Annotated in this window: 21 protein-coding genes and 1 pseudogene; all 22 read left to right on the plus strand. The window is 59.5% G+C overall.

Annotated elements, in window-relative coordinates; all coding sequences use genetic code 11:
• Positions 1 to 243: 243 nt before the first annotated feature.
• The 22 genes and pseudogenes from rfbF to RHM58_RS17270 all read left to right on the plus strand — a co-directional run bounded on the left by rfbF (position 244) and on the right by RHM58_RS17270 (position 22,440).
• On the plus strand, positions 244 to 1,017 hold the full coding sequence (gene rfbF / locus RHM58_RS17165) for a glucose-1-phosphate cytidylyltransferase (RefSeq protein WP_322267745.1): 774 nt from the start codon (positions 244 to 246) through the stop codon (positions 1,015 to 1,017).
• Positions 999 to 2,081: a CDP-glucose 4,6-dehydratase gene (rfbG, locus tag RHM58_RS17170; protein WP_322267746.1), complete on the plus strand. Its 1,083-nt coding sequence runs from the start codon at positions 999 to 1,001 to the stop codon at positions 2,079 to 2,081. The genes rfbF and rfbG overlap by 19 nt, the downstream gene beginning before the upstream one ends.
• Positions 2,078 to 2,638, plus strand: a complete 561-nt coding sequence (locus tag RHM58_RS17175; protein WP_322267747.1) for a dTDP-4-dehydrorhamnose 3,5-epimerase family protein — start codon at positions 2,078 to 2,080, stop codon at positions 2,636 to 2,638. Before rfbG ends, RHM58_RS17175 begins: the two co-directional genes overlap by 4 nt.
• On the plus strand, positions 2,635 to 3,861 hold the full coding sequence (locus RHM58_RS17180) for a class I SAM-dependent methyltransferase (RefSeq protein WP_322267748.1): 1,227 nt from the start codon (positions 2,635 to 2,637) through the stop codon (positions 3,859 to 3,861). Before RHM58_RS17175 ends, RHM58_RS17180 begins: the two co-directional genes overlap by 4 nt.
• The gene (locus RHM58_RS17185) at positions 3,858 to 4,715 is read left to right on the plus strand and encodes an NAD-dependent epimerase/dehydratase family protein (protein ID WP_322267749.1); all 858 of its coding nucleotides are present in this window, start codon (positions 3,858 to 3,860) and stop codon (positions 4,713 to 4,715) included. The genes RHM58_RS17180 and RHM58_RS17185 overlap by 4 nt, the downstream gene beginning before the upstream one ends.
• Entirely contained in the window at positions 4,705 to 5,775 is a 1,071-nt protein-coding gene (locus tag RHM58_RS17190; protein ID WP_322267750.1) for a class I SAM-dependent methyltransferase, read from the plus strand. Before RHM58_RS17185 ends, RHM58_RS17190 begins: the two co-directional genes overlap by 11 nt.
• Before the next feature lie 17 nt (positions 5,776 to 5,792).
• Positions 5,793 to 6,530, plus strand: coding sequence for a cephalosporin hydroxylase family protein (locus RHM58_RS17195; protein WP_201201727.1), 738 nt, complete (start codon positions 5,793 to 5,795; stop codon positions 6,528 to 6,530).
• 55 nt (positions 6,531 to 6,585) lie between these two features.
• Positions 6,586 to 9,504 carry a TIGR00180 family glycosyltransferase gene (locus tag RHM58_RS17200; RefSeq protein ID WP_322267751.1) on the plus strand — a complete coding sequence of 973 codons (2,919 nt, stop codon included), beginning with the start codon at positions 6,586 to 6,588 and terminating at the stop codon, positions 9,502 to 9,504.
• Between the two features lie 30 nt (positions 9,505 to 9,534).
• Positions 9,535 to 10,536: a UDP-N-acetylglucosamine 4,6-dehydratase (inverting) gene (gene pseB, locus RHM58_RS17205; protein ID WP_201201737.1), complete on the plus strand. Its 1,002-nt coding sequence runs from the start codon at positions 9,535 to 9,537 to the stop codon at positions 10,534 to 10,536.
• Positions 10,533 to 11,690 (plus strand): UDP-4-amino-4,6-dideoxy-N-acetyl-beta-L-altrosamine transaminase, encoded by a 1,158-nt coding sequence (pseC, locus tag RHM58_RS17210; RefSeq protein WP_322267752.1) that lies wholly within the window; start codon positions 10,533 to 10,535, stop codon positions 11,688 to 11,690. Before pseB ends, pseC begins: the two co-directional genes overlap by 4 nt.
• Positions 11,691 to 11,895: 205 nt before the next feature.
• Positions 11,896 to 12,516: a pseudaminic acid biosynthesis-associated methylase gene (locus tag RHM58_RS17215; RefSeq protein ID WP_201201745.1), complete on the plus strand. Its 621-nt coding sequence runs from the start codon at positions 11,896 to 11,898 to the stop codon at positions 12,514 to 12,516.
• Entirely contained in the window at positions 12,513 to 13,220 is a 708-nt protein-coding gene (gene pseF, locus RHM58_RS17220) for a pseudaminic acid cytidylyltransferase (RefSeq protein WP_201201746.1), read from the plus strand. Before RHM58_RS17215 ends, pseF begins: the two co-directional genes overlap by 4 nt.
• Positions 13,217 to 14,722, plus strand: a complete 1,506-nt coding sequence (pseG, locus tag RHM58_RS17225; RefSeq protein WP_201257409.1) for a UDP-2,4-diacetamido-2,4,6-trideoxy-beta-L-altropyranose hydrolase — start codon at positions 13,217 to 13,219, stop codon at positions 14,720 to 14,722. Before pseF ends, pseG begins: the two co-directional genes overlap by 4 nt.
• Entirely contained in the window at positions 14,715 to 15,767 is a 1,053-nt protein-coding gene (gene pseI, locus RHM58_RS17230; RefSeq protein ID WP_201201751.1) for a pseudaminic acid synthase, read from the plus strand. The genes pseG and pseI overlap by 8 nt, the downstream gene beginning before the upstream one ends.
• Positions 15,768 to 15,996: 229 nt before the next feature.
• The gene (locus RHM58_RS17235) at positions 15,997 to 16,923 is read left to right on the plus strand and encodes a ketoacyl-ACP synthase III (RefSeq protein WP_322267754.1); all 927 of its coding nucleotides are present in this window, start codon (positions 15,997 to 15,999) and stop codon (positions 16,921 to 16,923) included.
• Between the two features lie 94 nt (positions 16,924 to 17,017).
• A pseudogene (locus RHM58_RS17240) lies at positions 17,018 to 18,311 on the plus strand (motility associated factor glycosyltransferase family protein).
• Positions 18,308 to 18,583: a hypothetical protein gene (locus tag RHM58_RS17245; protein WP_322267756.1), complete on the plus strand. Its 276-nt coding sequence runs from the start codon at positions 18,308 to 18,310 to the stop codon at positions 18,581 to 18,583. Before RHM58_RS17240 ends, RHM58_RS17245 begins: the two are co-directional and overlap by 4 nt.
• Positions 18,584 to 18,814: 231 nt before the next feature.
• Positions 18,815 to 19,666 (plus strand): flagellin domain-containing protein, encoded by an 852-nt coding sequence (locus RHM58_RS17250; protein ID WP_322267758.1) that lies wholly within the window; start codon positions 18,815 to 18,817, stop codon positions 19,664 to 19,666.
• A 72-nt stretch (positions 19,667 to 19,738) separates the two neighbouring features.
• Positions 19,739 to 20,101, plus strand: coding sequence for a flagellar protein FlaG (locus RHM58_RS17255; RefSeq protein ID WP_322267760.1), 363 nt, complete (start codon positions 19,739 to 19,741; stop codon positions 20,099 to 20,101).
• Between the two features lie 82 nt (positions 20,102 to 20,183).
• Positions 20,184 to 21,608: a flagellar filament capping protein FliD gene (fliD, locus tag RHM58_RS17260; RefSeq protein ID WP_322267762.1), complete on the plus strand. Its 1,425-nt coding sequence runs from the start codon at positions 20,184 to 20,186 to the stop codon at positions 21,606 to 21,608.
• Between the two features lie 129 nt (positions 21,609 to 21,737).
• Positions 21,738 to 22,133, plus strand: coding sequence for a flagellar export chaperone FliS (gene fliS / locus RHM58_RS17265; protein WP_322267763.1), 396 nt, complete (start codon positions 21,738 to 21,740; stop codon positions 22,131 to 22,133).
• 10 nt (positions 22,134 to 22,143) lie between these two features.
• A complete protein-coding gene (locus tag RHM58_RS17270; RefSeq protein WP_201201764.1) occupies positions 22,144 to 22,440 on the plus strand; it encodes a flagellar protein FliT in 297 nt (98 codons plus the stop codon).
• Positions 22,441 to 22,492 lie beyond the last annotated feature (52 nt).

Consider the following 22,492-nt stretch of genomic DNA (forward strand, 5'->3'; position numbering starts at 1 on the left):
CCCCTTTTTCGTTTTGGCCTGAGTGCCAGGCTGTTTCTTGTCATGGGTTTGCCTTGTACCTGCGCAGTCCTTGGACTCGTGGAGCTGGCGCGTTTCCTGCAAGTCCCCCTTCATATCGCCATAAAACGAGCACTTGCAGCGTAGCGGGCAGTGCACACAGCGGCGTAGAGCGTTTTATCCAGAAGGCCTGCAAAAGCTTGATACAGCTTGGCTGAGCCCTGTGACGAACAAGAGGGGAAGAGGATGAAGGCAGTTATTTTGGCGGGTGGCCTGGGCACGCGCATCAGTGAAGAGTCGCACCTCAAGCCCAAGCCGATGATCGAGATCGGCGGCAAGCCAATTCTCTGGCACATCATGAAGCAGTACTCCGCGCACGGAATTCATGATTTCGTGATCTGCCTGGGCTACAAGGGCTATGCGATCAAGGACTTCTTCGCCAACTACTTCCTGCACACCTCCGACGTCACCTTCGACATGTGCAACAACCGCATGGACGTTCACCAGAACTACAGCGAGCCGTGGCGCGTCACGTTGATCGACACCGGCGAAGACACCATGACCGGTGGCCGCTTGCGCCGCGCCGCGCGTTATCTGGAGGGCGAACAGGCTTTCTGCTTCACCTACGGTGATGGCGTTTCAGACCTCAACATCGGCGCGCTGGTGGACTTTCACCTGGCCCACGGCAAGCTCGCTACCGTGACTGCGGTGCAACCACCGGGACGCTACGGCGCCCTGGAGCGCGACGGTGACAGCGTCAAAGGCTTCGTTGAGAAACCGCGCGGTGATGGCGGCTGGATCAATGGCGGCTTCTTCGTGCTGTCGCCCAAAGTGCTGCCCTACATTGCCGACGATCAAACTTCCTGGGAGTCCGAGCCCTTGGCGGCGCTGGCCAGCGAAGAGCAATTGCAGGCCTATCAGCACGACGGCTTCTGGCATCCGATGGACACCCTGCGTGACAAGAATCACCTCGAAGCACTGTGGCTGAGCGGGGAGGCCCCATGGAAACAATGGGACTGAGTCCGGAATTCTGGCGCGGCAAGCGGGTTCTGGTCACCGGGCACACCGGTTTCAAGGGCAGTTGGCTGACGTTGTGGCTGCAAAGCCTGGGCGCTGAAGTCAGCGGGTTCGCGCTTGATCCGTCCACCGAGCCGAGCCTGTTTGAACTGGCGCGGGTGCACGAAGGCATCAACGATCAGCGCGGCGACCTGCGTGACCTGGGCGCCTTGCTTGAAGTCATCGCCGACACCGAGCCGGAGATCGTCCTCCACCTGGCGGCGCAACCGCTGGTGCGTGAAGGTTATCGCGATCCGCTGGGCACCTACTCCAGCAACGTCATGGGCACCCTGAATCTGCTGGAAGCGATCCGTCAGGTTGGCTGCGTCCGTGCCTGTGTGCTGGTGACCACCGACAAGGTCTACGCCAACAAGGAATGGCTGTGGCCGTACCGCGAAGACGAAGCCTTAGGTGGCCACGACCCTTACAGCAGCAGCAAGGCCTGCTGCGAATTGCTGGCGCAGTCTTACGCCGCCTCATTCTTCCCGGCCGCCAAGCATGACGAACATGGCCTGGCCTTGGCCACGGCCCGCGCCGGCAACGTGCTGGGCGGTGGCGACTTTGCTCCGGAACGTCTGATCCCGGACGTGCTCAAGGCCTGGTCGGCAGACGAACCGGTGACCCTGCGTTACCCGCAAGCCGTGCGACCGTGGCAGCACGCGCTGGAGCCGTTGGCCGGCTATCTGCAACTGGCTGCAGGCCTCTACGAACAAGGCCCGGAATACGCCGGGGCATGGAACTTCGGCCCAAGCGAAGCCGACATGTGCAGCGTCGGTGAAGTGGTCGAACTGCTCGCCAGCCGCTGGCCGCAAGCCCGTGGTTTGCGCATCGAGCCGAGCGATTTGCATGAGGCCGGTCTGTTGCGTCTGGACAGCAGTCGCGCCCGTCAACTGCTCGGCTGGAAAGCGCGCTGGTCGTTGCAGCAATGCCTGACCCAGACCCTCGACTGGCACTTGGCGTGGCAAAACGGCGCCGATATGCGCGCCGTCACCCTCGGTCAATTGAACCTGTACCGAGGCGCGCTGTGAGCGAGTTTTTAGTAGCAGCGTTGCCGCTGAACGGCTTGTTCAGCGTGCAGCACAAACGCTTCGAAGACGATCGCGGGCACTTCGCCCGGCTGTTCTGCGAAGGCAGCCTGAGCGCGTTCGGCCAGGCGTTTCATATTCGCCAGATCAACCATTCCTGCACCCGTGCACGCGGCAGTGTGCGCGGTTTGCATTATCAAAACGCCGATGCGCCGGAAGCCAAGTTGATCACTTGCCTGCGCGGTGAAGTCTGGGATGTAGCGGTGGATTTGCGCCCCGACTCCGAGACGTTCCTGCACTGGCACGCCGAACACCTGCGGGCCGGCGACGGGCGCAGCTTGCTGATCCCGGCCGGGTTCGCCCACGGTTTCCAGACCCTCACCGATGACGCCGAGTTGCTCTACCTGCACAGCGCCGATTACGCGCCTGCGCATGAAGGTGGTTTGTCGGTGAACGATCCACGGCTGGCGATTGCCTGGCCGTTGCCTGTCAATAATCTGTCAGCCCGGGACGCCAGCCATCCCTTGCTCGACGAACACTTCGCTGGAGTGCGTCTATGAACTGCCGTGGTTGCGCTACGCCGCTGGCCTTGCCGCTGATCGACCTTGGCACCTCGCCACCGTCCAACGCTTACGTGCGCGCTGATCAGCTGGAACAAGCCGAGCAGTGGGTGCCGTTGAAAGTGGCGGTGTGTCAGCAGTGCTGGCTGGTGCAGACCGAGGACTACACCAGCGCCGACAGCCTGTTCGACGCCGAGTACGCCTACTTCAGTTCGTTCTCCAGCACCTGGCTGGCCCATGCCGAGCGCTATGTGGCCGAGATGGTCGAGCGCTTCGGCCTGACAGCCGACAGCCGTGTGGTGGAAATCGCCGCCAATGACGGTTACCTGTTGCAGTACGTCGCCGGGCGCGGCATTCCTTGCCTGGGCGTCGAGCCAACCCGCAGCACCGCGCAAGCGGCCCGGGAAAAAGGCCTGGATATTCGTGAACTGTTCTTCGGTCGTGAGACTGCGTTGCAACTGGTCAGTGAAGGCTGGTCCGCCGACCTGATGGCCGCCAACAATGTGCTGGCCCACGTCCCGGACATCAATGATTTCCTCGGCGGTTTTGCGACGCTGCTCAAACCGACCGGCGTGGCGACCTTCGAGTTTCCGCAACTGCTGACGCTGATGGCTGGCCAGCAGTTCGACACGCTGTATCACGAGCACTATTCCTACCTGTCCCTGACCGCCGTGCAAACCTTGTGCGAGCGCAATGGCCTGGAAGTGTTCGATGTCAGTCAGCTGTCGACCCACGGAGGTTCGCTGCGGGTGTTCGTTCAGCGTGCCGATGGCGAGCGTCGCGACATACAGCCAGCCGTTCAGCAACAGTTGCAAGCCGAACTGACCGCAGGCGTGAAAACCCCCGAGTACTACGCGACCCTGGCGTCGGCCGCCGAACGCATCAAGCACGAACTGCTGCGCTTCCTGTTGCAGGCCAAGGCCGACGGCAAACGCGTGGTCGGTTACGGCGCCGCCGCCAAGGGCAACACCTTGCTCAACTACGCCGGGGTCAAGCCAGACCTGTTGGCCTGGGTCGCCGATGCCAACCCACACAAGCAGGGCAAGTATTTGCCGGGCAGCCGCATTCCGATTGTCTCGCCGGCGCAGATCGACCTCGAAAAGCCGGATTACGTGCTGGTCCTGCCGTGGAACCTGTTGCACGAAGTCAGTCAGCAACTGGCTCAGGTTCGCGAGTGGGATGGCCGCTTCGTGATCGCCGTGCCCGAGTTGACCGTCCTGTGAAGGTGCTGGTCACCGGCGCTACCGGGTTCGTCGGCCGGCATCTGGTCGCCGCGTTGCTCGCCCGTGGCTGCGAAGTCCGCGCCGTGGCGCGCAATGCCGAGACCGCTGCGACGTTGCCGTGGATCAATGACGTGGAGTTCATCGCGGCGGATATTCACGCCGCTGACCTGGACGTCGCAGTGCTGATCGAGGGCGTCGATGCCCTGGCGCATCTGGCGTGGCCCGGTTTGCCGAACTATCAGGCGCTGTTCCATTTCGAGCACAACCTGATGGCCGACTACCGGTTCATCAAGGGTGCGGTCGAGGCTGGCGTGTCGCAGGTGCTGGTCACCGGCACATGCTTCGAATATGGCATGCAAAGCGGTCCGCTCACTGAGCAGACGTCGCCGCAGCCGAGCAATCCATACGGGTTGGCGAAAAATACCCTGCGACTGTTCCTGGAAAATTTGCAGCGGCTTCAGCCGTTCACTCTGCAATGGGCGCGGCTGTTTTACTTGCATGGCGAGGGCCAGAACCCCAACAGTTTGCTGGCGGCGCTGGACCGGGCGATCGATGCCGGGGCCGACACGTTCAACATGTCGGCCGGCGAGCAGCTGCGCGATTACCTGGCCATCGACACCGCCGCCGGGTACTTGGCGGCGATCCTGCAACAGCGGGATTTCGATGGGCTGGTCAATTGTTCCAGCGGCCAGCCGATATCGGTCAGGACGCTGGTGGAACAGCGATTGCGCGAACGCGGCGCTTCCATCGGTTTGAACCTTGGCCACTACCCATATCCGACCCACGAACCGATGGCGTTCTGGGGCGTGGCGGACCGTTTGCAACAGCTGCTGGGAGGCAATCATGAAGCATGAGTTGTATCGGGTCGCTGACCTGCCGGTGCTGCAAAACCGCACCTTCGCCGACCCGGAATCGGCGCGGGCCTCCGCCAGTGCCGACATGGTGCTGGTGCAGGATGAGCAGAGCGGGTTGATCTTCAACCAGGCCTTCGATGCCGACAAGCTCAGCTACACCGCCGATTACCAGAACGAGCAGGCCCATTCCGGTCAGTTCCAGCAGCACCTGAGCGATGTGGAAGGGATCATTGCCCGCCACTTCAAGGGCCAGGAGCTGATCGAAGTCGGCTGTGGCAAAGGTTACTTCCTGGAACTTCTGAAAGGTCTGGGCTATGCCATCACCGGCATCGACCCGGCCTACGAAGGCAGCAATGCCGATGTGATCAAGGCCCCGTTCACTCGCGGCCTGGGCCTGGCGGCGGACGCCATCGTGCTGCGCCATGTGCTGGAGCATATTCAGGACCCGGTGAGCTTTCTCACCGAAATGGCCAACGCCAATCAGGGCGGGCAGATCTACATCGAAGTGCCGTGCTTCGACTGGATTCTGGAACACCGCGCCTGGTTCGACCTGTTCTACGAGCACGTCAATTATTTCCGCCTCGATGACCTGCGCCGGATGTTCGGCACCGTGCATGAGGCCGGTCACCTGTTCGGTGGCCAATACCTGTACATCGTCGCCGACCTGTCGACCTTGCGCCTGAGCCCGGAACAACCGGTACCACGCCTGGAACTGCCACAGAACTTCACCAGCAGCCTTGAACGTGCGGTGCAGATTATTCAGGCGAATCCAGAGCAGGGCTCGGCGATCTGGGGCGCGTCGTCCAAAGGCGTGATCTATTCGCTGTTCCTGCAACGCGCCGGGGTAGCGGTGGATCGCGTGGTAGACATCAACCCGGCCAAGCAGGGGCGTTATCTGCCTCTGAGTGGCGTGCGGGTGTCCTCGCCGCAAGAGGCCATGGATGCGTTGCCCGAAGGCGCCAACCTGTTTGTGATGAACTCCAATTACCTCGAAGAAATCAAGCGGATGACCGGTGGACGCTACGTCTATCACGCCGTCGACAGCGCTTCGTTCCAGTGACTATTGAGACTTTTAACATGACCGACAACACCATCAATAAAGCCTTCGAAGCCGAGTGCCAGACAGAAATCGCGCGTCAGGGCGATGACCAGAAACTGACCGGTCTGGCCCGGGATTTCTTCAACGAATCGGCCAAGCACAAGTACAGCTACCACTTCTCGTGGATGGGCCGCCCGATCATCCAGTTGCCGCAAGACATGATGGCGATGCAAGAGATCATCTGGCAGGTCAAGCCAGACCTGGTGATCGAATGCGGCATCGCCCACGGCGGCTCGATCATCTACTACGCGTCCCTGCTGGAACTGCAAGGCCACGGCGAAGTACTGGGCATCGACCTGGACATCCGCCCGCACAACCGCGAAGCCATCGAAAGCCACCCGATGAGCAAGCGCATCAAGATGATCGAAGGTTCGAGCATCGATCCGGCGATCGCCTCTCAGGTTCGTGCTGCGGCCGAAGGCAAGAAAGTCATTCTGGTGCTCGATTCCAACCACACCCACGATCACGTACTGGAAGAACTGCGCCTCTACGCACCACTGGTGTCGGTCGACAGCTACTGCGTGGTGATGGACACCGTGGTTGAAGACATGCCGGCCGACTTCTTCCCGGACCGTCCATGGGGCCCAGGCGACAACCCGAAAACCGCCGTGTGGAAGTACCTGGAAGAGAACCAGAACTTCGAAATCGACCAGCAGATGCAAAACAAACTGCTGCTCACCGTTGCACCGGACGGCTACCTGCGTCGCGTTCGTTAATTCGGCACCATCATTAAGCGTTAATCAGGCGTTTCGCCGGTTGTGGGGAGAAGTTATGCAAGGCAAGTCCGTTTCTGAGCACACGTTGCCACTCAATGAGCTGCTGACGGTGGTGTTGATTTCTCACAACCGTCCGGCTTTTTTGCGCAGGGCGATGAAGTTTTACGGTGCCTTGCCTTGCAAAGTCCTGGTGCTCGACTCCGCTACCGAGCACTTCAAGGGCGAAATCCCTGAAGTCGATTACCGGCACGTGCCGCAATTTGCCTACAGTGGCTTCCAGGCGAAGCTGGCCTATGGCGTGGAGCAAGTCACCACGCCTTACATGGTGTTGGCCGCCGACGATGACTTCATCGTGCATGAAGCGCTGTTCGAGTCGGTGGACTTCCTCGAAGAAAACCGCGACTACGGCATGTGCCACGGCTATTGCCTGATGTACCTGACCCTCGGCGGCAGCGTCAGCTACTACCGTCGCGACAAGAAGGTCTGCGAGGACTATTCGTCCGAGCGGCCACAGGATCGCGTGGTCGACTACATGCGTCAGTACCTGCCGCCGTTCTATGCGGTGACCCGTACCGCGCTGATGAAATCCTGGTATGCGCTGTTGCCGCCGGGCACCAGTTTCCAGTGGCAGGAAATCGGCCACGTGTATTACATGCTGGCGTGCGCCAAGGCGCGAATCCTGCCGACTGCGTATGTGGTGCGTGAGATCAACTATGGCAACTCCGAACACAACACCGAGGTGTATCACTCGCTGACTTACACCGATGCCAAATCGGTGACCGAGCGTAATGACTTCGCCGAGTTCCTGGCCTCGTTGCCAACCGGTATCCAGGGTCTCGATCCGGCGCAGGGCAAAGCGTTCGTCATGGAAAGTTTCGATGCCATGATCGACAGCTTGCAAACCGGCCGTGCGCTGACGGCAGAGCTCATTTTTCAGTCCATCTGGAACAATGCCCTGAAGGCGCCTGATCGTCGTTTCGGACCACAGCAGTACGTTGAAATGCCATTCTACAATCAGGCATTTTTCGATCAGTTGACGCAATTCGAATTTATGCTTCACGGCATGCCGGCCGGTCGTCTTCAGCTCGAAGTGCTTGAAGGCGTGTGGACTCGCCAGGAACACTTGCTGAGCCCGCGCAACAACGATACGCCGGAAAGTGTGGTCGACCGTTTGTGGCAGGCCTACGACGCCAACGCGTTCAACCGCACGGTGGTCAAGCGTCTGGCGGCGCAACTGGAGGTGCTGGGCGAGGACGAAGAAGCTCAGTCGATGCAGGAGTGGAGCGCACGCCTTGATGCATTGTCGGTCGAGGATCATCACTCGACGTTCGACCGCATGCGCTCGGGTCGCCTGCTCAAATGGCTGGAAAACCGTCAGCCGGACATTGAACAGGCCGAGTCGATTGCCCGGCACCTGGCAGCCAATGACGGTGGCCCGCAGTTCGGCATTCTCTTGCTGGACCTGGATAACAACGTCGACAAATTGCAGGTCACCCTCGACAGCTTGCTCGAAGGTCACAGCAAGGCGTTCAAAGTCGTGGTCTTCACCACCGGCGAAGCACCGGCGGCGACCACGGCGCAAAACACCTTGCACTTTGTCCGGGTCACGCCGAGCAATTTTGTCGACAAACTGAACCAGAGTGCCCGTCAGTCGCCGTGCGACTGGCTGTTGCTGGCCGAGGCCGGTGACGAGTTCACCGCCGGCGGCTTGTTGCGTGCCAGTCTGGAACTGTTGTCTGCCGCCGACTGCCGCGCCGTGGCCACCGATGAAATCCAGCGCAACGACCACGGCGCGCTGGTGGATGTATTCCATCCCGGCTTCAACCTTGACCTGCTGCAAAGCCTCCCGGCCTTGATGGCGCGGCACTGGCTGATCCGTCGAGACGTGTTGATCGAGGCCGGTGGTTATCAGCCCGATTTCAGCAAGGCCCTGGAGTTCGACCTGCTGCTGCGCATCATCGAGGAGGGTGGCCTGAATGGCCTGGCCCATCTGGACGAGCCACTGCTGATCACCCAGGCACCGGCGCTGGAAGAAAATGCCCACGAGCGACTGGCGCTGATGCGTCATCTGGGTAACCGTGGCTACAAGGCCAAAATCACCTCGGCAACGCCGGGCACTTATCAGATCGACTACCGCCATACCGAGCGTCCACTGGTCTCGATCATCATCCCGGCCGGTGACGACCTGGCCCTGCTGCAACAGTGTCTGCAAGGCGTATTGCTGCGTACCCGCTACACCCGCTACGAAGTGCTGATCGCGGTTAACCCGAATCAGTCGGCCGAGATCAACGATTGGCTCGGCGTTTACCAGCATGCCAAGGTGCGTGTCCTGCACGCCGACCAGCCGCTGAGCAACGTGGCGTTGTACAACGCCGCCAGTCAGCAAGCGCATGGCGAATACCTGGTGCTGCTGGCCGCGAGCGGCGAAGTGGTCAATCCGAACTGGATCGAGTCGCTGCTCAACCATGCCCAGCGTCCTGAAGTGGGCATCGTTGGCGCCAAGCTGGTTGATCGTGAAGGCAAGGTCACGCAAGCCGGTCTGATTCTGGGGATGAATGGCGGCGTCGGTTCGGCTTTTGTCGGCGATCGCTATGACGCCAGCCACAGCTACCTGCAACGGTTGGTGCTGGAGCAGAACTACTCGGCAGTGTCGAAGGTGTGCCTGATGGTTCGCAAAGAACTGTTCGACGCCCTGGGTGGCCTGGACGACGTGGCATTTGCCGAAGGCTTGAGCGATGTCGATCTTTGCCTCAAGGCAGGGCAAGCCGGTTACCTCACCGTGTGGACGCCGCTGGTCCAGGTCATTCATCCGGGCGTAGTGTCGCAGGCACCACAAGCCCTCGATGCGCTGCGCGAAAAATGGGCCGCTGCCTTCGCTCAGGACCGGGCCTACAACGCTAACCTTGCCTTGACCGGCAAAGGGTTCGCCTTGGGTGAAAGTACCCCGATCAACTGGGCGCAGCTGCTCGCATAAACCTGGCTGACAGGCAAAAGGATTCACGGCATGTTCAACGGTAAATCGATTTTCATCTCCGGCGGCACCGGTTCGTTCGGGCGCAATTTCATCCGTCGTTTGCTGGAGCAGTACCAGCCCAAGCGGGTGGTAGTGTTCTCCCGCGATGAGCTCAAACAGTACGAGATGCAGCAGACGTTCAACGCACCGTGCATGCGCTACTTCTTGGGTGATGTGCGCGATGCCGAGCGTTTGCGCCAGGCCATGCGCGGCATCGATTACGTGGTGCATGCCGCGGCCCTCAAACAAGTGCCGGCCGCCGAATACAACCCGACCGAATGCATTCGGACCAACGTCAACGGCGCGGAAAACATCATCGCTGCCGCCATCGACAATGGCGTCAAGCAAGTCGTCGCGCTGTCCACCGATAAGGCGGCCAGCCCGATTAACTTGTACGGCGCGACCAAGTTGCTGTCGGACAAACTGTTCGTGGCCGCCAACAACATTGCCGGTGAACAACAAACCCGCTTTGCCGTGGTGCGCTACGGCAACGTCGCCGGTTCGCGAGGCTCGGTGGTGCCGTTCTTCAGCAAGTTGATCAACGAAGGCGCGACCGAACTGCCGATCACCGATGAACGCATGACGCGCTTCTGGATCACCCTCGATCACGGTGTGCAGTTCGTGCTCGACAGTTTTGCCCGGATGCACGGCGGTGAAGTGTTCGTACCGAAGATCCCGTCGATTCGCATCGTCGATCTGGCGCTGGGCATGGCCGAGCACTTGCCGCATAAAACGGTCGGGATTCGTCCGGGGGAAAAGCTCCATGAACTGATGGTGCCGCTGGACGATGCGCGCATGACCCTGGAATTCGCCGATCACTACACCATCCAGCCGTCGATCCGCTTTACCAGCGTCGACGTGGATTTTGCCGTGGACAAGTTGGGCGAGCAGGGCAGGCCGGTCAGCGAAGACTTCGAGTACCGCTCCGACACCAACCCGCATTTCCTCTCGGTCGGTCAGATCGCGGATCTGCACGCGGAGCTGTCGGCATGATTCCTTATGGTCGGCAGAGCGTCGATCAGGCCGACATCGATGCGGTGGTTGCCGTGTTGCAGTCTGACTGGCTGACTCAGGGGCCGACCATCGAGCGTTTCGAACAGGCCATGGTCGAACGTTGCCAGGCTGATTTCGCAGTGGCGGTGTGTAACGCCACGGCGGCGCTGCACATCGCTTGCCTGGCCGCAGGGCTCGGGCCGGGCGATCGGTTGTGGACCACGCCGAACACCTTTTTGGCCTCGGCCAATTGCGGTCGTTACTGCGGCGCCGAGGTGGACTTCGTCGACATCGATCCGCTGACCTGGAACCTCGATGCCTACGCGCTGAAGGCCAAGCTGGAAGCGGCGGAAGACAACGGCACGCTGCCCAAAGTGTTGGTGGCGGTGGCTTTCGCCGGGCAGAGTTGCGACATGCGCATGCTCGCCGAACTGGCCGAGCGCTACGGTTTCACGATCATTGAAGATGCCTCTCACGCGGTCGGCGCGTCCTATGCCGGCCGGCCGGTGGGCTGCGGTGATTTCGCGGCGATGACGGTGTTTAGCTTTCATCCGGTGAAAATCATCACCAGCGCCGAAGGTGGCATGGTGCTGACCAATCGCCGGGACTTGGCCGAGCGCCTGCAACGCTTGCGCAGCCATGGGATGACCCGCGATCCCGCGCAGATGACCGAACCCAGCCACGGCCCGTGGTATTACCAGCAAGTGGAACTGGGCTTCAATTACCGCATCACCGATTTGCAAGCTGCCCTCGGGCTGTCGCAACTGAACAAGCTCGATGACTTTATCGCACGCCGACGTGAACTGGTGGCCCGCTACGACCGCTTGCTGGCGTACTTGCCGCTGACTTTGCCGAGCGCTCAGCCCGAGGCCGAGTCGGCGTGGCACCTGTATGTGGTGCGCTTGCAGCTTGATCGCATCAGCATCAGCCATCGGCAGGTGTTCGAAGGCTTGCGAGCGGCCGGGATCGGGGTGAATCTGCACTACATTCCGGTGCATTTGCAGCCGTACTATCGTGACCTGGGTTTCGCTGAAGGCGATTTCCCGGAAGCTGAACGTTATTACGCCGAGGCGATCAGCCTGCCGCTGTTTCCGTTGCTCAGCGACGAGCAACTGGACTACGTGGTCGAGCAACTGCGACGGCTGACCGAGTAGCCGCTGTAATCCCTGTGGGCGCGAGCTAATGTGGCGAGGGGGCTTTGCCCCCGTTCGGCTGCGAAGCAGTCGTAAAACCATTACACGCGGTGCTCCTGATACATCGCGTTGGTAGGCTTTGGTGCCGCTACGCGACCCAATGGGGGCAAGCCCCTCGCCACAGAGCCCGCTCCCACAGGTTCAGTGCTTTAAATGAGAGAGTGCAATGCGTGAACTGAGTGAACAGGAAAAATTCTGGCAGGGCGACTTCGGTAACCAGTACGTCGACCGCAACGTCGGGCAACCGCTGGTAGCGGCCAACCTGGCGTTGTTTGCCAAGGCCTTGACCCGCGCCGGGCGAATCGAAAGCCTGGTGGAGCTGGGCACCAATGCCGGCAACAATTTGCAGGCGCTGCGTCAGCTGTTGCCGCAATGTGAACTGTTCGGCGTGGAGATCAACGAAAGCGCTTGCGCCCAGGCCCAGGGACTGGAGATTGCCCAGATCTGGCACGGCTCGCTGTTCGATTTTCCCCGCGAGCGCACCTTCGACCTGACCCTGAGCAAAGGCGTGCTGATTCATCTGGCGCCGGAGTTGCTGGCGGCCGCGTATGAACAGTTGTATGCGTTGAGCCAGCGTTACATCCTGATCGCCGAGTACTACAACCCGGCGCCGGTCGAGGTGTCGTATCGCGGCAACAGCGGCAAGTTGTTCAAGCGTGATTTTGCCGGTGAAATGCTCGATCGTTATGCTGACCTGCAACTGCTGGATTACGGTTTCGGTTACCACCGTGACCCGCAATTCCCGGTGGACGACATCACCTGGTTCCTGTTGGAAAAACGCCCTTGAACAACGTCGCAATCATCCCGGCCCGCGGTGGCAGCAAACGTATACCGCGCAAGAACCTCAAGCCGTTCGACGGCGTGCCGATGATTGCCCGTTCAATTAAAACCGCCCTTGATTCGGGACTGTTCGCTCAGGTGGTGGTCAGCACCGATGACGAGGAAATCGCCGAGTTGGCTCGGGCTTGCGGTGCGCAAGTGCCATTCATGCGCCCAGCAGCGTTGGCGGATGATTTCACCGGCACGGCGGCGGTGATTGCACATGCCCTGGAAGAACTGCAACGACAGGGCCGCGACTTTGATTTCGCCTGTTGTATCTATGCCACGGCGCCGCTGCTGCAAGCGCGATTTTTGCAAGAGGGTTTGAGCCTGTTGCAGCAGCATCCGGACAGGTCGTTTGCATTCTCGGTGTGTGATTTCGGTTTCCCGGTGCAGCGTGCGTTGATCCTTGATGATCAGGGTGCATTGACCGCTTTGTATCCAGAGTTTCGTCAGACGCGTTCCCAGGATCTGCCGCCGGCTTATCAGGACGCCGGGCAGTTTTACTGGGGCCGTAGCAGTGCCTGGTTGCGTGGCGAGGTGTTGTATTCAAGCCAAAGCCTGCCGGTGATCCTGCCACGTTACCTGGTGCAGGACATCGATACGCTCGAAGACTGGAAACGCGCCGAATATCTTTACGCCGCGTTGAAGGCTGGTGGTGAGTTGCAATGAGAGTGCTGATCCGTGCTGACGCCTCGCCGATCATCGGCAGTGGTCACATCGCTCGCTGCCTGACCCTGGCCAGGGTGTTGCGCCTGCAGGGCGTGCACGTGGCGTTTGCCTGTCGCCGTTTGCCGGGCCATCGGCTCGACAGTCTCGTCGCCGAGGGTTTTGAAACCTTCGCGCTGCCGGAGCGTTACCCCGATGAAGACCCGCAACAGGCCATCGAAGCCATGCTGCCATGGCAGGCAGATATTGCTGCGTTAGGCCAGGCGCTGGAACAGCATCCGGCCTTCGACTGGATCATCGTCGACCACTACGGCCTCGATCATCACTGGCAGACGGCGGCTCGCCGCTGGGCGCCACGGATCGCGGCGGTGGATGATCTGGCGACGCGCACTTACAGCGTCGACTTGCTACTCAATCAGAATCTGTCGGGCACGTCAGCGGCTTACGCTTCGTTGCTTACACCGGATTGCCAGACCTTGCTCGGACCACGCTTCGCCATGTTGCGCGATGAATTCTGCTGCCCAGCGATTGAAATCAAGCCTCAGGCCAAACGTGTGCTGGTGAATTTCGGCGGCTTTGATGCGGCGATGCAAACCCATCACGCGATGTTGGCGCTGGCGGATTTTGATGCGCTGGAAGTCGACTTCGTCGCCGGCACCGACAATCCTGCCTGGGACAAGATGCAGGCGCTGGCGGTCAATCGTCCGAATTGGCGTTTGCACAGTTTTGTCAGCGACTTTTACCGATTGATGACCGAGGCCGACCTGTTTATCGGCGCAGGTGGCGGTACGAGTTGGGAGCGGGCTGCCATGGGCCTGCCGACAATCTGCATTGCGGTGTCGAATAATCAGCAGGCCAACGGCGAGGTCATGGCGACTTCGGGCGCTCATGTGTTCCTCGGGGCGCGTGAGCAGGTCAGCGTCGAGCAGTTGCGCCTGGCCATCGGTTTTGTCGCGGCCAATCAGGGTTTGCGTCAAAGCTTGGCCGAGCGTTCCCGGCAATTGGTCGATGGTCGTGGCGCGCAGCGCGTGGCAGCCGCGTTGGTCGGTGCGGTGTTGCCGTTGCGCGAGGCGACGCTGGACGATGCGCGATTGTTGTTTGATGGCCGCAATGCCGAGGCGGTGCGGCGTTGGTCACTGGATAGTTGCCTGATTGATTGGCCCGCGCATCAGGCCTGGCTGGCCGCCAGCCTGGGCAATCCGCTGCGGTTGCTGCTGATTGCCGACGCGGGCGATGGTCCGGTCGGTGCGCTGCGTTATGACCTTCACGGGTTGAGCGCCGAGGTCTCGATTTATCTGTTCGAAGGCCGTTTCGGCCTGGGCTGGGGCAGGGCGCTGCTGGCTCGTGGCGAAGCCTTTGTGAGCGCCCACTGGCCGCAACTGCAAAGCATCACCGCTCAGGTACTGCCGGCCAACCAGCCGTCGCTGAGTCTTTTTCGCGACGCCGGTTTCACCCAGAGTGCTTGCGCGTTCACCCGCGTTTTAAAGGATCACAGCAATGACTAGCTTCAAGATAGGCGAGCGTTTGATCGGTGCTGATGCGCCACCGTTCATCATTGCCGAAATGAGCGGCAACCATAACCAGTCGCTGGAAGTGGCCCTGCAAATCGTCGAAGCCGCCGCCAAGGCCGGCGCCCACGCCTTGAAGCTGCAAACCTATACCGCCGAGACCATGACCCTGGACCTCGATGAAGGCGCGTTTTTCATCAAGGACCCCAACAGTCTCTGGGCCGGATCTTCGTTGTACGCGTTGTACGAGAAGGCCCACACACCGTGGGAATGGCATGCGCCGATTTTCGCTCGGGCCAAAGAGTTGGGCATGTTGGCGTTCTCCACGCCGTTCGACGACACCGCCGTGGACTTTCTCGAAAGCCTCGACGTACCGGCCTACAAGATCGCCAGTTTTGAAAACACCGACCTGCCGCTGATTCGCCGGGTCGCCGCCACCGGCAAGCCGCTGATCATCTCCACTGGCATGGCCAGCATCGCCGAACTCGACGAAACCGTGCGCGCCGCCCGCGAGGCTGGTTGCAAGGATCTGGTGCTGCTCAAGTGCACCAGCACTTACCCGGCGACGCCGACCAACAGCAATGTGCGGACCATCCCGCATTTGCGCGAATTGTTTGGCTGTGAAGTCGGGCTGTCTGATCACTCCATGGGCGTTGGCGTTTCTGTCGCTGCAGTGGCACTCGGCGCAACGGTAGTGGAAAAACATTTCACCCTCGACCGTGCCGCTGGTGGCGTCGACGCCAGTTTCTCCCTGGAACCGGCAGAACTGGCCAGCCTGGTGATCGAAACCGAGCGCGCCTGGCAGGCGATGGGGCAGGTGCATTACGGCGTGACCGAGGCCGAGCGCAAGTCGCTGGTGTACCGGCGATCGCTTTACGTCACCCAGGACATGGCCGCCGGTGAACCCTTCACCGCTGCCAATCTGCGGGCCATCCGCCCGGGTCTGGGCTTGGCCCCCAAGCACGCTGAAACCCTGCTGGGCCGCCGCGCTCGCCAGGCCATCAAGCGCGGAACAGCGCTGGACTGGTCGTTGGTCGAATAACCCTTGTAGGGCTGATTCGGCAAAATAGCGTGACCTGTGAGTCATAACGCGCATCTTCACTGTATTGTATTGACCGGGAAGATGGCGCCTGACCCTTTATCGGGTCCAGTGATAGCCCTTTACGCTTCCCGCTGTCGCCCGTTGCGGGCGGCTGAAAATCTCTGTTTGTCGGCGCCCCTCGAATCCTTGCGAGCGGTGGTATTGGGCTGTTTATTATTGGGAAGCCGTAATGATTGGCATAAAAAGCATTGCGAGCTACGTTCCTGTAGCCGGCGTGGACAATTACGCACAAGGTGCAAAATTCGAAAAGGATGAAGAATTCATCCTGGGCAAGATCGGTTCGGCTTTCCTGCCGCGCAAAGACGCCGGGCAAGAAACTTCGGACCTGTGTGTCGAAGCAGTCAACGCGCTGTTCGCCAACAACCCGGCTTTGAAACGTGAATCTATCGATGTGCTGATCGTCGTCACCCAGAACGGTGACGAAGAAGGCCTGCCGCACACCGCTGCGATCGTTCAGGACAAACTGGGCCTGCCGACCACCGTGGCAGCGTTCGATATCTCCCTGGGCTGCTCGGGCTACGTCTACGGCATCTACGCGATCAAGGGCTTCATGGAAGCCACAGGCCTGAAGAACGGCTTGTTGGTGACTGCCGACCCATACTCCAAGATCGTCGATCCGGAAGACCGCAACACCACCATGCTGTTCGGCGACGCCGCCACCGCGACGTGGATGGGCGAAGACGCGCCATGGCAATTGGGCAAAGCCAAGTTCGGCACCGACGGTTCCGGCGCGCCGCACTTGAAGGTCACCGATGGCGTGTTCTACATGAACGGTCGTCAGGTCTTCAACTTCGCGCTGCTCAAAGTCCCGGCGCATTTGCATGAGTTGCTCGATGAGTCTGGCCTGAAGGCCGACGATATCGATGCCTTCTGCATCCACCAGGGCAGTGCGGCGATTGTCGATGCGGTGGCCCGTCGGTTCGAAGGCGAGCCGGAGAAGTTCATCAAGGACATGGTCGAAACCGGTAATACCGTGTCGTCTAGTATTCCGTTACTGCTGGAAAAACACGTCCTGGACTCCAACTGGAAGCGCGTAGCACTGAGCGGTTTTGGTGTGGGACTGTCGTGGGGCTCGGCGATTATCTATCGTCCTTGAACCAGGCTCTTTGATCAGAAGAAGCCCATACAAAAAAAGCGTTCAAGGGTTTACCTTGAACGCTATTTTTTTGCCTGTATGAAAGCGAGGCAGCATGAGCGAATGCTTTGAAGACAATGCTCAGGTGATAGAGCGCCGCTGGCCGGCGCTGCACACTCGGTTGATGCTGGAGGACAGCGCATCGGTCCAGGCCGAGTTGTCCGAGGGGCTGGGTTCGACGCTGAGCATTGGCGGCATTCAACTCACCAGCCGCCATGATCGTGTCCTTGAGGCCCGTGTGCAGGCGGCCAGCCTGCCGGTCGATAAGGCGCAGTTGCATGTCTACGGCACCGGTCTTGGGGATCTGCCAACGGTCTTGCTGGAGCGTGCCGGGCTTGAGCGGCTGTACGTGCATATCCTCAACGGCGCGCTGTTTGCGCTAGTGCTGCAATTGCTCGATCAGCGGCATTGGCTCGACGACCCGCGCGTGGAACTGTTGTATGCCGGTGATCAAACGGATATTTACACGCCATTTTTTGCGCTGCCCTCCGAAATGGTGCTGGCGGACGACTTCAACGCAAAGATTCGCGATCGGCTGGTCAGCGAAGTGCACTTGAATTTCAACAACCGCGATTTCGATCCGCAGTCGCCGACCATTCTGCAGCGTTTACAGGACAGCCTTGAACGTGCTGCTCGCCGATGACGATGTCGCGAAGCTCTTCGGAACTCACGCAGGCCGGGAAATCTATGTCATCGGCACCGGGCCTAGCCTCGAAAGCCATTTCGAACAGTTGGCGGCGGTGCGCAAGCAGGCGCAGCGGCCTCTGTTCATTTGTGTCGACACCGCTTATCGACCGCTGCGTGAGCACGGGATCAAGCCGGATCTGGTGGTGAGCATCGATCAGCGCATCAGCTTCCGGCATTTGCCCTTCGAGGAATCCGACGGCATCCCGCTGGTGTACCTGCCCATGAGCGATCCACAGGTGCTGAAGGCCTGGAAGGGCAAGCGCTACGGCGGTTACTCGGCAAGCCCGATCTACGCCTCGTTACGTCGTCAGCACGCCAGGGCGGAGCTGTACGTGGGCGGCAGCGTGATTCATCCCGCGGTGGACCTGGCCGTGAAGATGGGGGCTGAGCGCATTACCTTGTTCGGCGCCGATTTTGCCTTCCCGATGAACAAGACCCATGCCGGCTGGGGTGATGGTGATCTGGGGCCTGGTGTAAATCTGGCGCGGCACTGGGTGCGTGACGGGCATGGCGAGCGGGTCCGGACGCAGCTGAATTTTCGCAGCTACTTGTGTGAGCTGGAGCGTTATATCGCCGGGCATCCCGAGGTGCGTTTCTTTAACAGCAGTCGGGCGGGCGCGATGATCGTTGGTACGCAGTTCAATCAGGAGTTTGTGCAGTGAGTGCGCTTTTGCAATGCGTCAACGAATGCCGGCAGTGTGCCGGGTTGTTCCGTCTGGGCCGGGACGTAGAAGCCGCGTTGACCATGGTGGATGTGTTCGATGAAGCGCAGCGGCTGTTATTGACGGCGCCTCAAGACGTGCAGCTCAAATGGACACAGGTGCTCACGCACATGCTGGCCTGTCAGGAGCGTCAGGATTGGCTGGGGCTTGCCGACTTTATGGAATACGAGTTGATTGATTTGCTGGAAAACGTTCAGACCGAGGGCGAATAACCGCTCTGGTTGGGGTGTTTGAATGTCGGTCGGTTTTATGGCGTCATTTTTCGGTTAGGGCGGGGCGCTAAGCCCTTGTTTTCTGGGGGATGGCAGGGTGATGGCAATTTTTTTAAAAAAGCCCTCAAGCAACCTGCTAACCCGACGATAACTATTACGAAGGTTCTCTAGGCCATACCCGGCGGTTGCCAGGGCCGGAAGCCGCAGTACCCAACCAACGAGGAATTCGTCATGGCTTTAACAGTAAACACCAACGTAACGTCTCTGGCTGTTCAGAAAAACCTGAACAATGCTGCTGATGCGCTCTCCACCTCGATGAGCCGTCTGTCTTCCGGCCTGAAAATCAACAGCGCTAAAGACGACGCTGCCGGCCTGCAGATCGCTACTCGTATGAGCAGCCAGATCCGTGGTCAGAACGTTGCGGTTAAAAACGCCAACGACGGTATCTCGATGGCTCAGACCGCTGAAGGCGCACTGCAAGAATCGACCAACATTCTGCAACGTATGCGTGAACTGGCTGTTCAAGCACGTAACGGCACCAACGGCACTGCTGACCAGACCGCAACCAACGCTGAATTCGCTCAGATGTCTGACGAACTGACTCGTATCTCGGCTTCGACCAACCTGAACGGCAAAAACCTGCTGGACGGTTCGGCTGGCACCATGACCCTGCAAGTTGGCGCCAACACTGGTACTGCCAACCACATCGACCTGACCCTGAGCTCCAAGTTCGACGCCGTCAGCCTGTCGGTAGGTAGCGGTACTGTTGTTCTGACCGGTGCTACCAGCGCTGCTGCCGCATCGAACATCGATAACGCGATTACCGCGATCGACGCTGCAATCGCTGCAATCGGTGCAACCCGTGCAAACCTGGGTGCTTCGCAAAACCGTCTGACCAGCACCATCTCCAACCTGCAAAACATCACTGAAAACGTTACTGCTGCTCAAGGTCGCGTACAAGATACCGACTTCGCCGCAGAAACCGCTAACCTGACCAAACAGCAAACTCTGCAACAAGCTTCCACCGCTGTTCTGGCCCAGGCTAACCAGCTGCCATCCGCTGTACTGAAACTGCTTCAGTAATATCGGCTCGGGTTTTGGCGGGGAGTGCGCTTGCGTGCTCTCTCGCTTTTTACTTTCTAAGAGGTGATGGTCATGGACATGAGCGTTAAGCTGAATTTGTCTTACCCGGCCGCAAAACCGGCGGTCAATGCTACCGATGCGTCGACCGACGTGCCTGGCGTGCAAGATGCCAAGGCGGCCTCTAAGACAAGTGATGCTTCAGATTCGGATAACTCGGATAAGTTGAAGATGGCCGTTCAGGAGATCGAAAAGTTCGTTCAGTCGGTCAAGCGTAATCTGGAGTTTTCCATTGATGAAACGTCTGGCCAGGTCGTCGTCAAAGTCATCGCCAGCGAGTCTGGTGAAGTCGTTCGACAGATTCCGTCGGCAGAAGCCTTGAAGTTGGCTGAAAGCCTTCACAACGCCAGCAACGTTTTGTTCGATGCCAAAGCCTGAGACTGGCATGAAACGTGTTTGTACGATCATTGATCGCTGATAGTGGTCAAAAGACCGGCGACACACAGAAAGGGAGATGCACATGGCAAGTCCAATTTTACCGGGTACGGGTCTGGGTTCCGGCCTCGACATCGGTTCTATCGTCACGGCGCTGGTCAACTCCGATAAGTCGGCCAAGCAGAGCCAGATCACCGATCAGACGACTGTCACAACCGCCAAGATCTCTGCGACGGGTGCAGTGAAGTCGGCTTTGGTGGCTTTCCAGGCGGCCCTGACCACGCTTGGCAGCACGACCACACCGGCTTTTTCGGGCTTTGCAGCGACCTCGGGCACGCCGACATCCCTGACTGTGACTTCAGACAACACTGCGGTTAACGGCAGTTACAATGTCAAGATTGATCATCTTGCCTCTAGCTCGAAAGTAGCTACTGCTGCCTTTTCCGGCGGCACCAGCAGTGCCATTCCGACTGGTACCTTGACCATCAGTCAAAATGGTATTGCCTACCCGGTCACCATTGCATCCGGCGCGACCTTGCAGTCGACCCGTGATGCGATTAACAGCACGCTGCAAGCCAAGGGTATTACCGCCAACATCGTGACCGACGCGAACGGTTCACGGTTAGTCGTGGGTTCGACCACCACAGGTGCAGGCTCTGACATTTCCATGAGCGGTATCGCCGGGCTTGAAGTCAATGGCGCCACCCAGATGGACGGTACGGCGACCGGTGCCGGCTATATCAATGGCTTGGCCCAGGATGCAGCGTATAGCGTTGATGGTCTGAGTATGACCAGCAAAAGCAATACGATCAGCGGCGCAGTCGGTGGTATTAGCATGACCCTGCTGGCTGCAAGTCCAACGGTTCCAATCGTCGTCACGGTGGGCACTAACAGCAGTGGCCTGCAAACCAGTCTTCAGAGTTTTATTGATGCCTACAACAAGGTAATCAGCACGCTGAGCTCCTATACGACGCCAAGCCTGGACAGTGATGGCAATCCCACTGTTTCCAACGCGATGACCGGCGACTCGTTGCCGCGTAACCTGATTCAAGCCATGCGCGATCAACTGACCACCGTTCCCTCCGATGCTGGCGGTAGCCCATTGGCGGTACTGGCACAGTTGGGTATCACGACGGATCAGAAAGCCGGTACCTTGAGTCTCGACACCACCAAATTCAACACCGCGATGACGACTCAGGGGATGAGTGGTCAGGTGCAGGCGCTGTTCAGCGGCACCACAAGCACCAATGGTTTGCTCGCACGCATGAATAGTGCTGTCGATCCTTACGCTCAGACCGGCGGTATTCTGGATCAGCGTACTACCAGTCTGAACGTGAACCAGAAGGACCTGACCAATCAGCAAGCGGATCTGGACCTGCGTGTCACCAACCTGACCGCCTCCCTGACCGCCAAGTACAACGCGATGGACCTGCTGGTCGGCCAGATGAAGGCCACTGCTGCCAACATCACCGGCTTCTTTGCGTCGTTGAATGCTCAGAAGTCCAGCTAGTCATGAGTCGGTGACAAAAACCCGGCTACGCTTTTCGGCGTGCGCCGGGTTTTTGTCTTCTGATCTAAAGTTTTCGGGCTCGCGGGCGATACACTGGTCATACGAGTCATTGTGGTAATGAGGTAAAACATGAATCCAATGTTAGCCCTTCGGCAATATCAGAAGGTGGGGGCGCAAGCCCAGACATCCGAAGCCAGCCCGCATCGTCTGGTGCAGATGCTGATGGAAGGCGGCCTGGATCGCATCGCCCAGGCCAAAGGCGCCATGGAGCGCAAGGACATTCCCGGCAAGGGAGCGTCGATCAGCAAGGCTATCGGCATCGTCGGTGGCTTGCGTGAAGGTCTGGATCTGGAAAAGTCCGCCGAAACCGTTGGCGAACTCGACCGTCTGTACTCGTACATGATGAAGCGCCTCGCCGAGGCGAACATCAAGAGCGACCCGCGGATTCTCGATGAAGTCGCTGGTTTGCTGCGCACGGTAAAAGAAGGCTGGGATGCCATCGCCGCGCCAGGTCCGCAGTTTTAAGGAGATCACCATGAGTCTTGTATTGCAGCGAATCGAACAAACCCGTGAAGCGCTGGTCGGTGCCCTGGCCGAGCGCAACTGGGAGGTGATCGGTCAATTGGATCTGGATTGCCGTTCCTGCATGGAAGACGTCTTGAGTGAGGCTTCGCTGGACGAGGTGGCGTTGCGCGATAATCTTGAGGAGCTGCTGCATGTTTACAAGCAGCTGCTTGAGGTGGCGATGGGGGAGAGGCAGGCGATAGTCGACGAGATGTCTCAGATCCAGCAAGCACGAAGTGCCGCAAAGGTTTACCATCTGTTTGGTTAATCCCCGGTTAATCCAAACATAGTGCGCCATAAATTTGACTGTGCACGGTTTT

Source organism: Pseudomonas sp. 10S4, from assembly GCF_034344865.1.
GTDB lineage: Bacteria > Pseudomonadota > Gammaproteobacteria > Pseudomonadales > Pseudomonadaceae > Aquipseudomonas.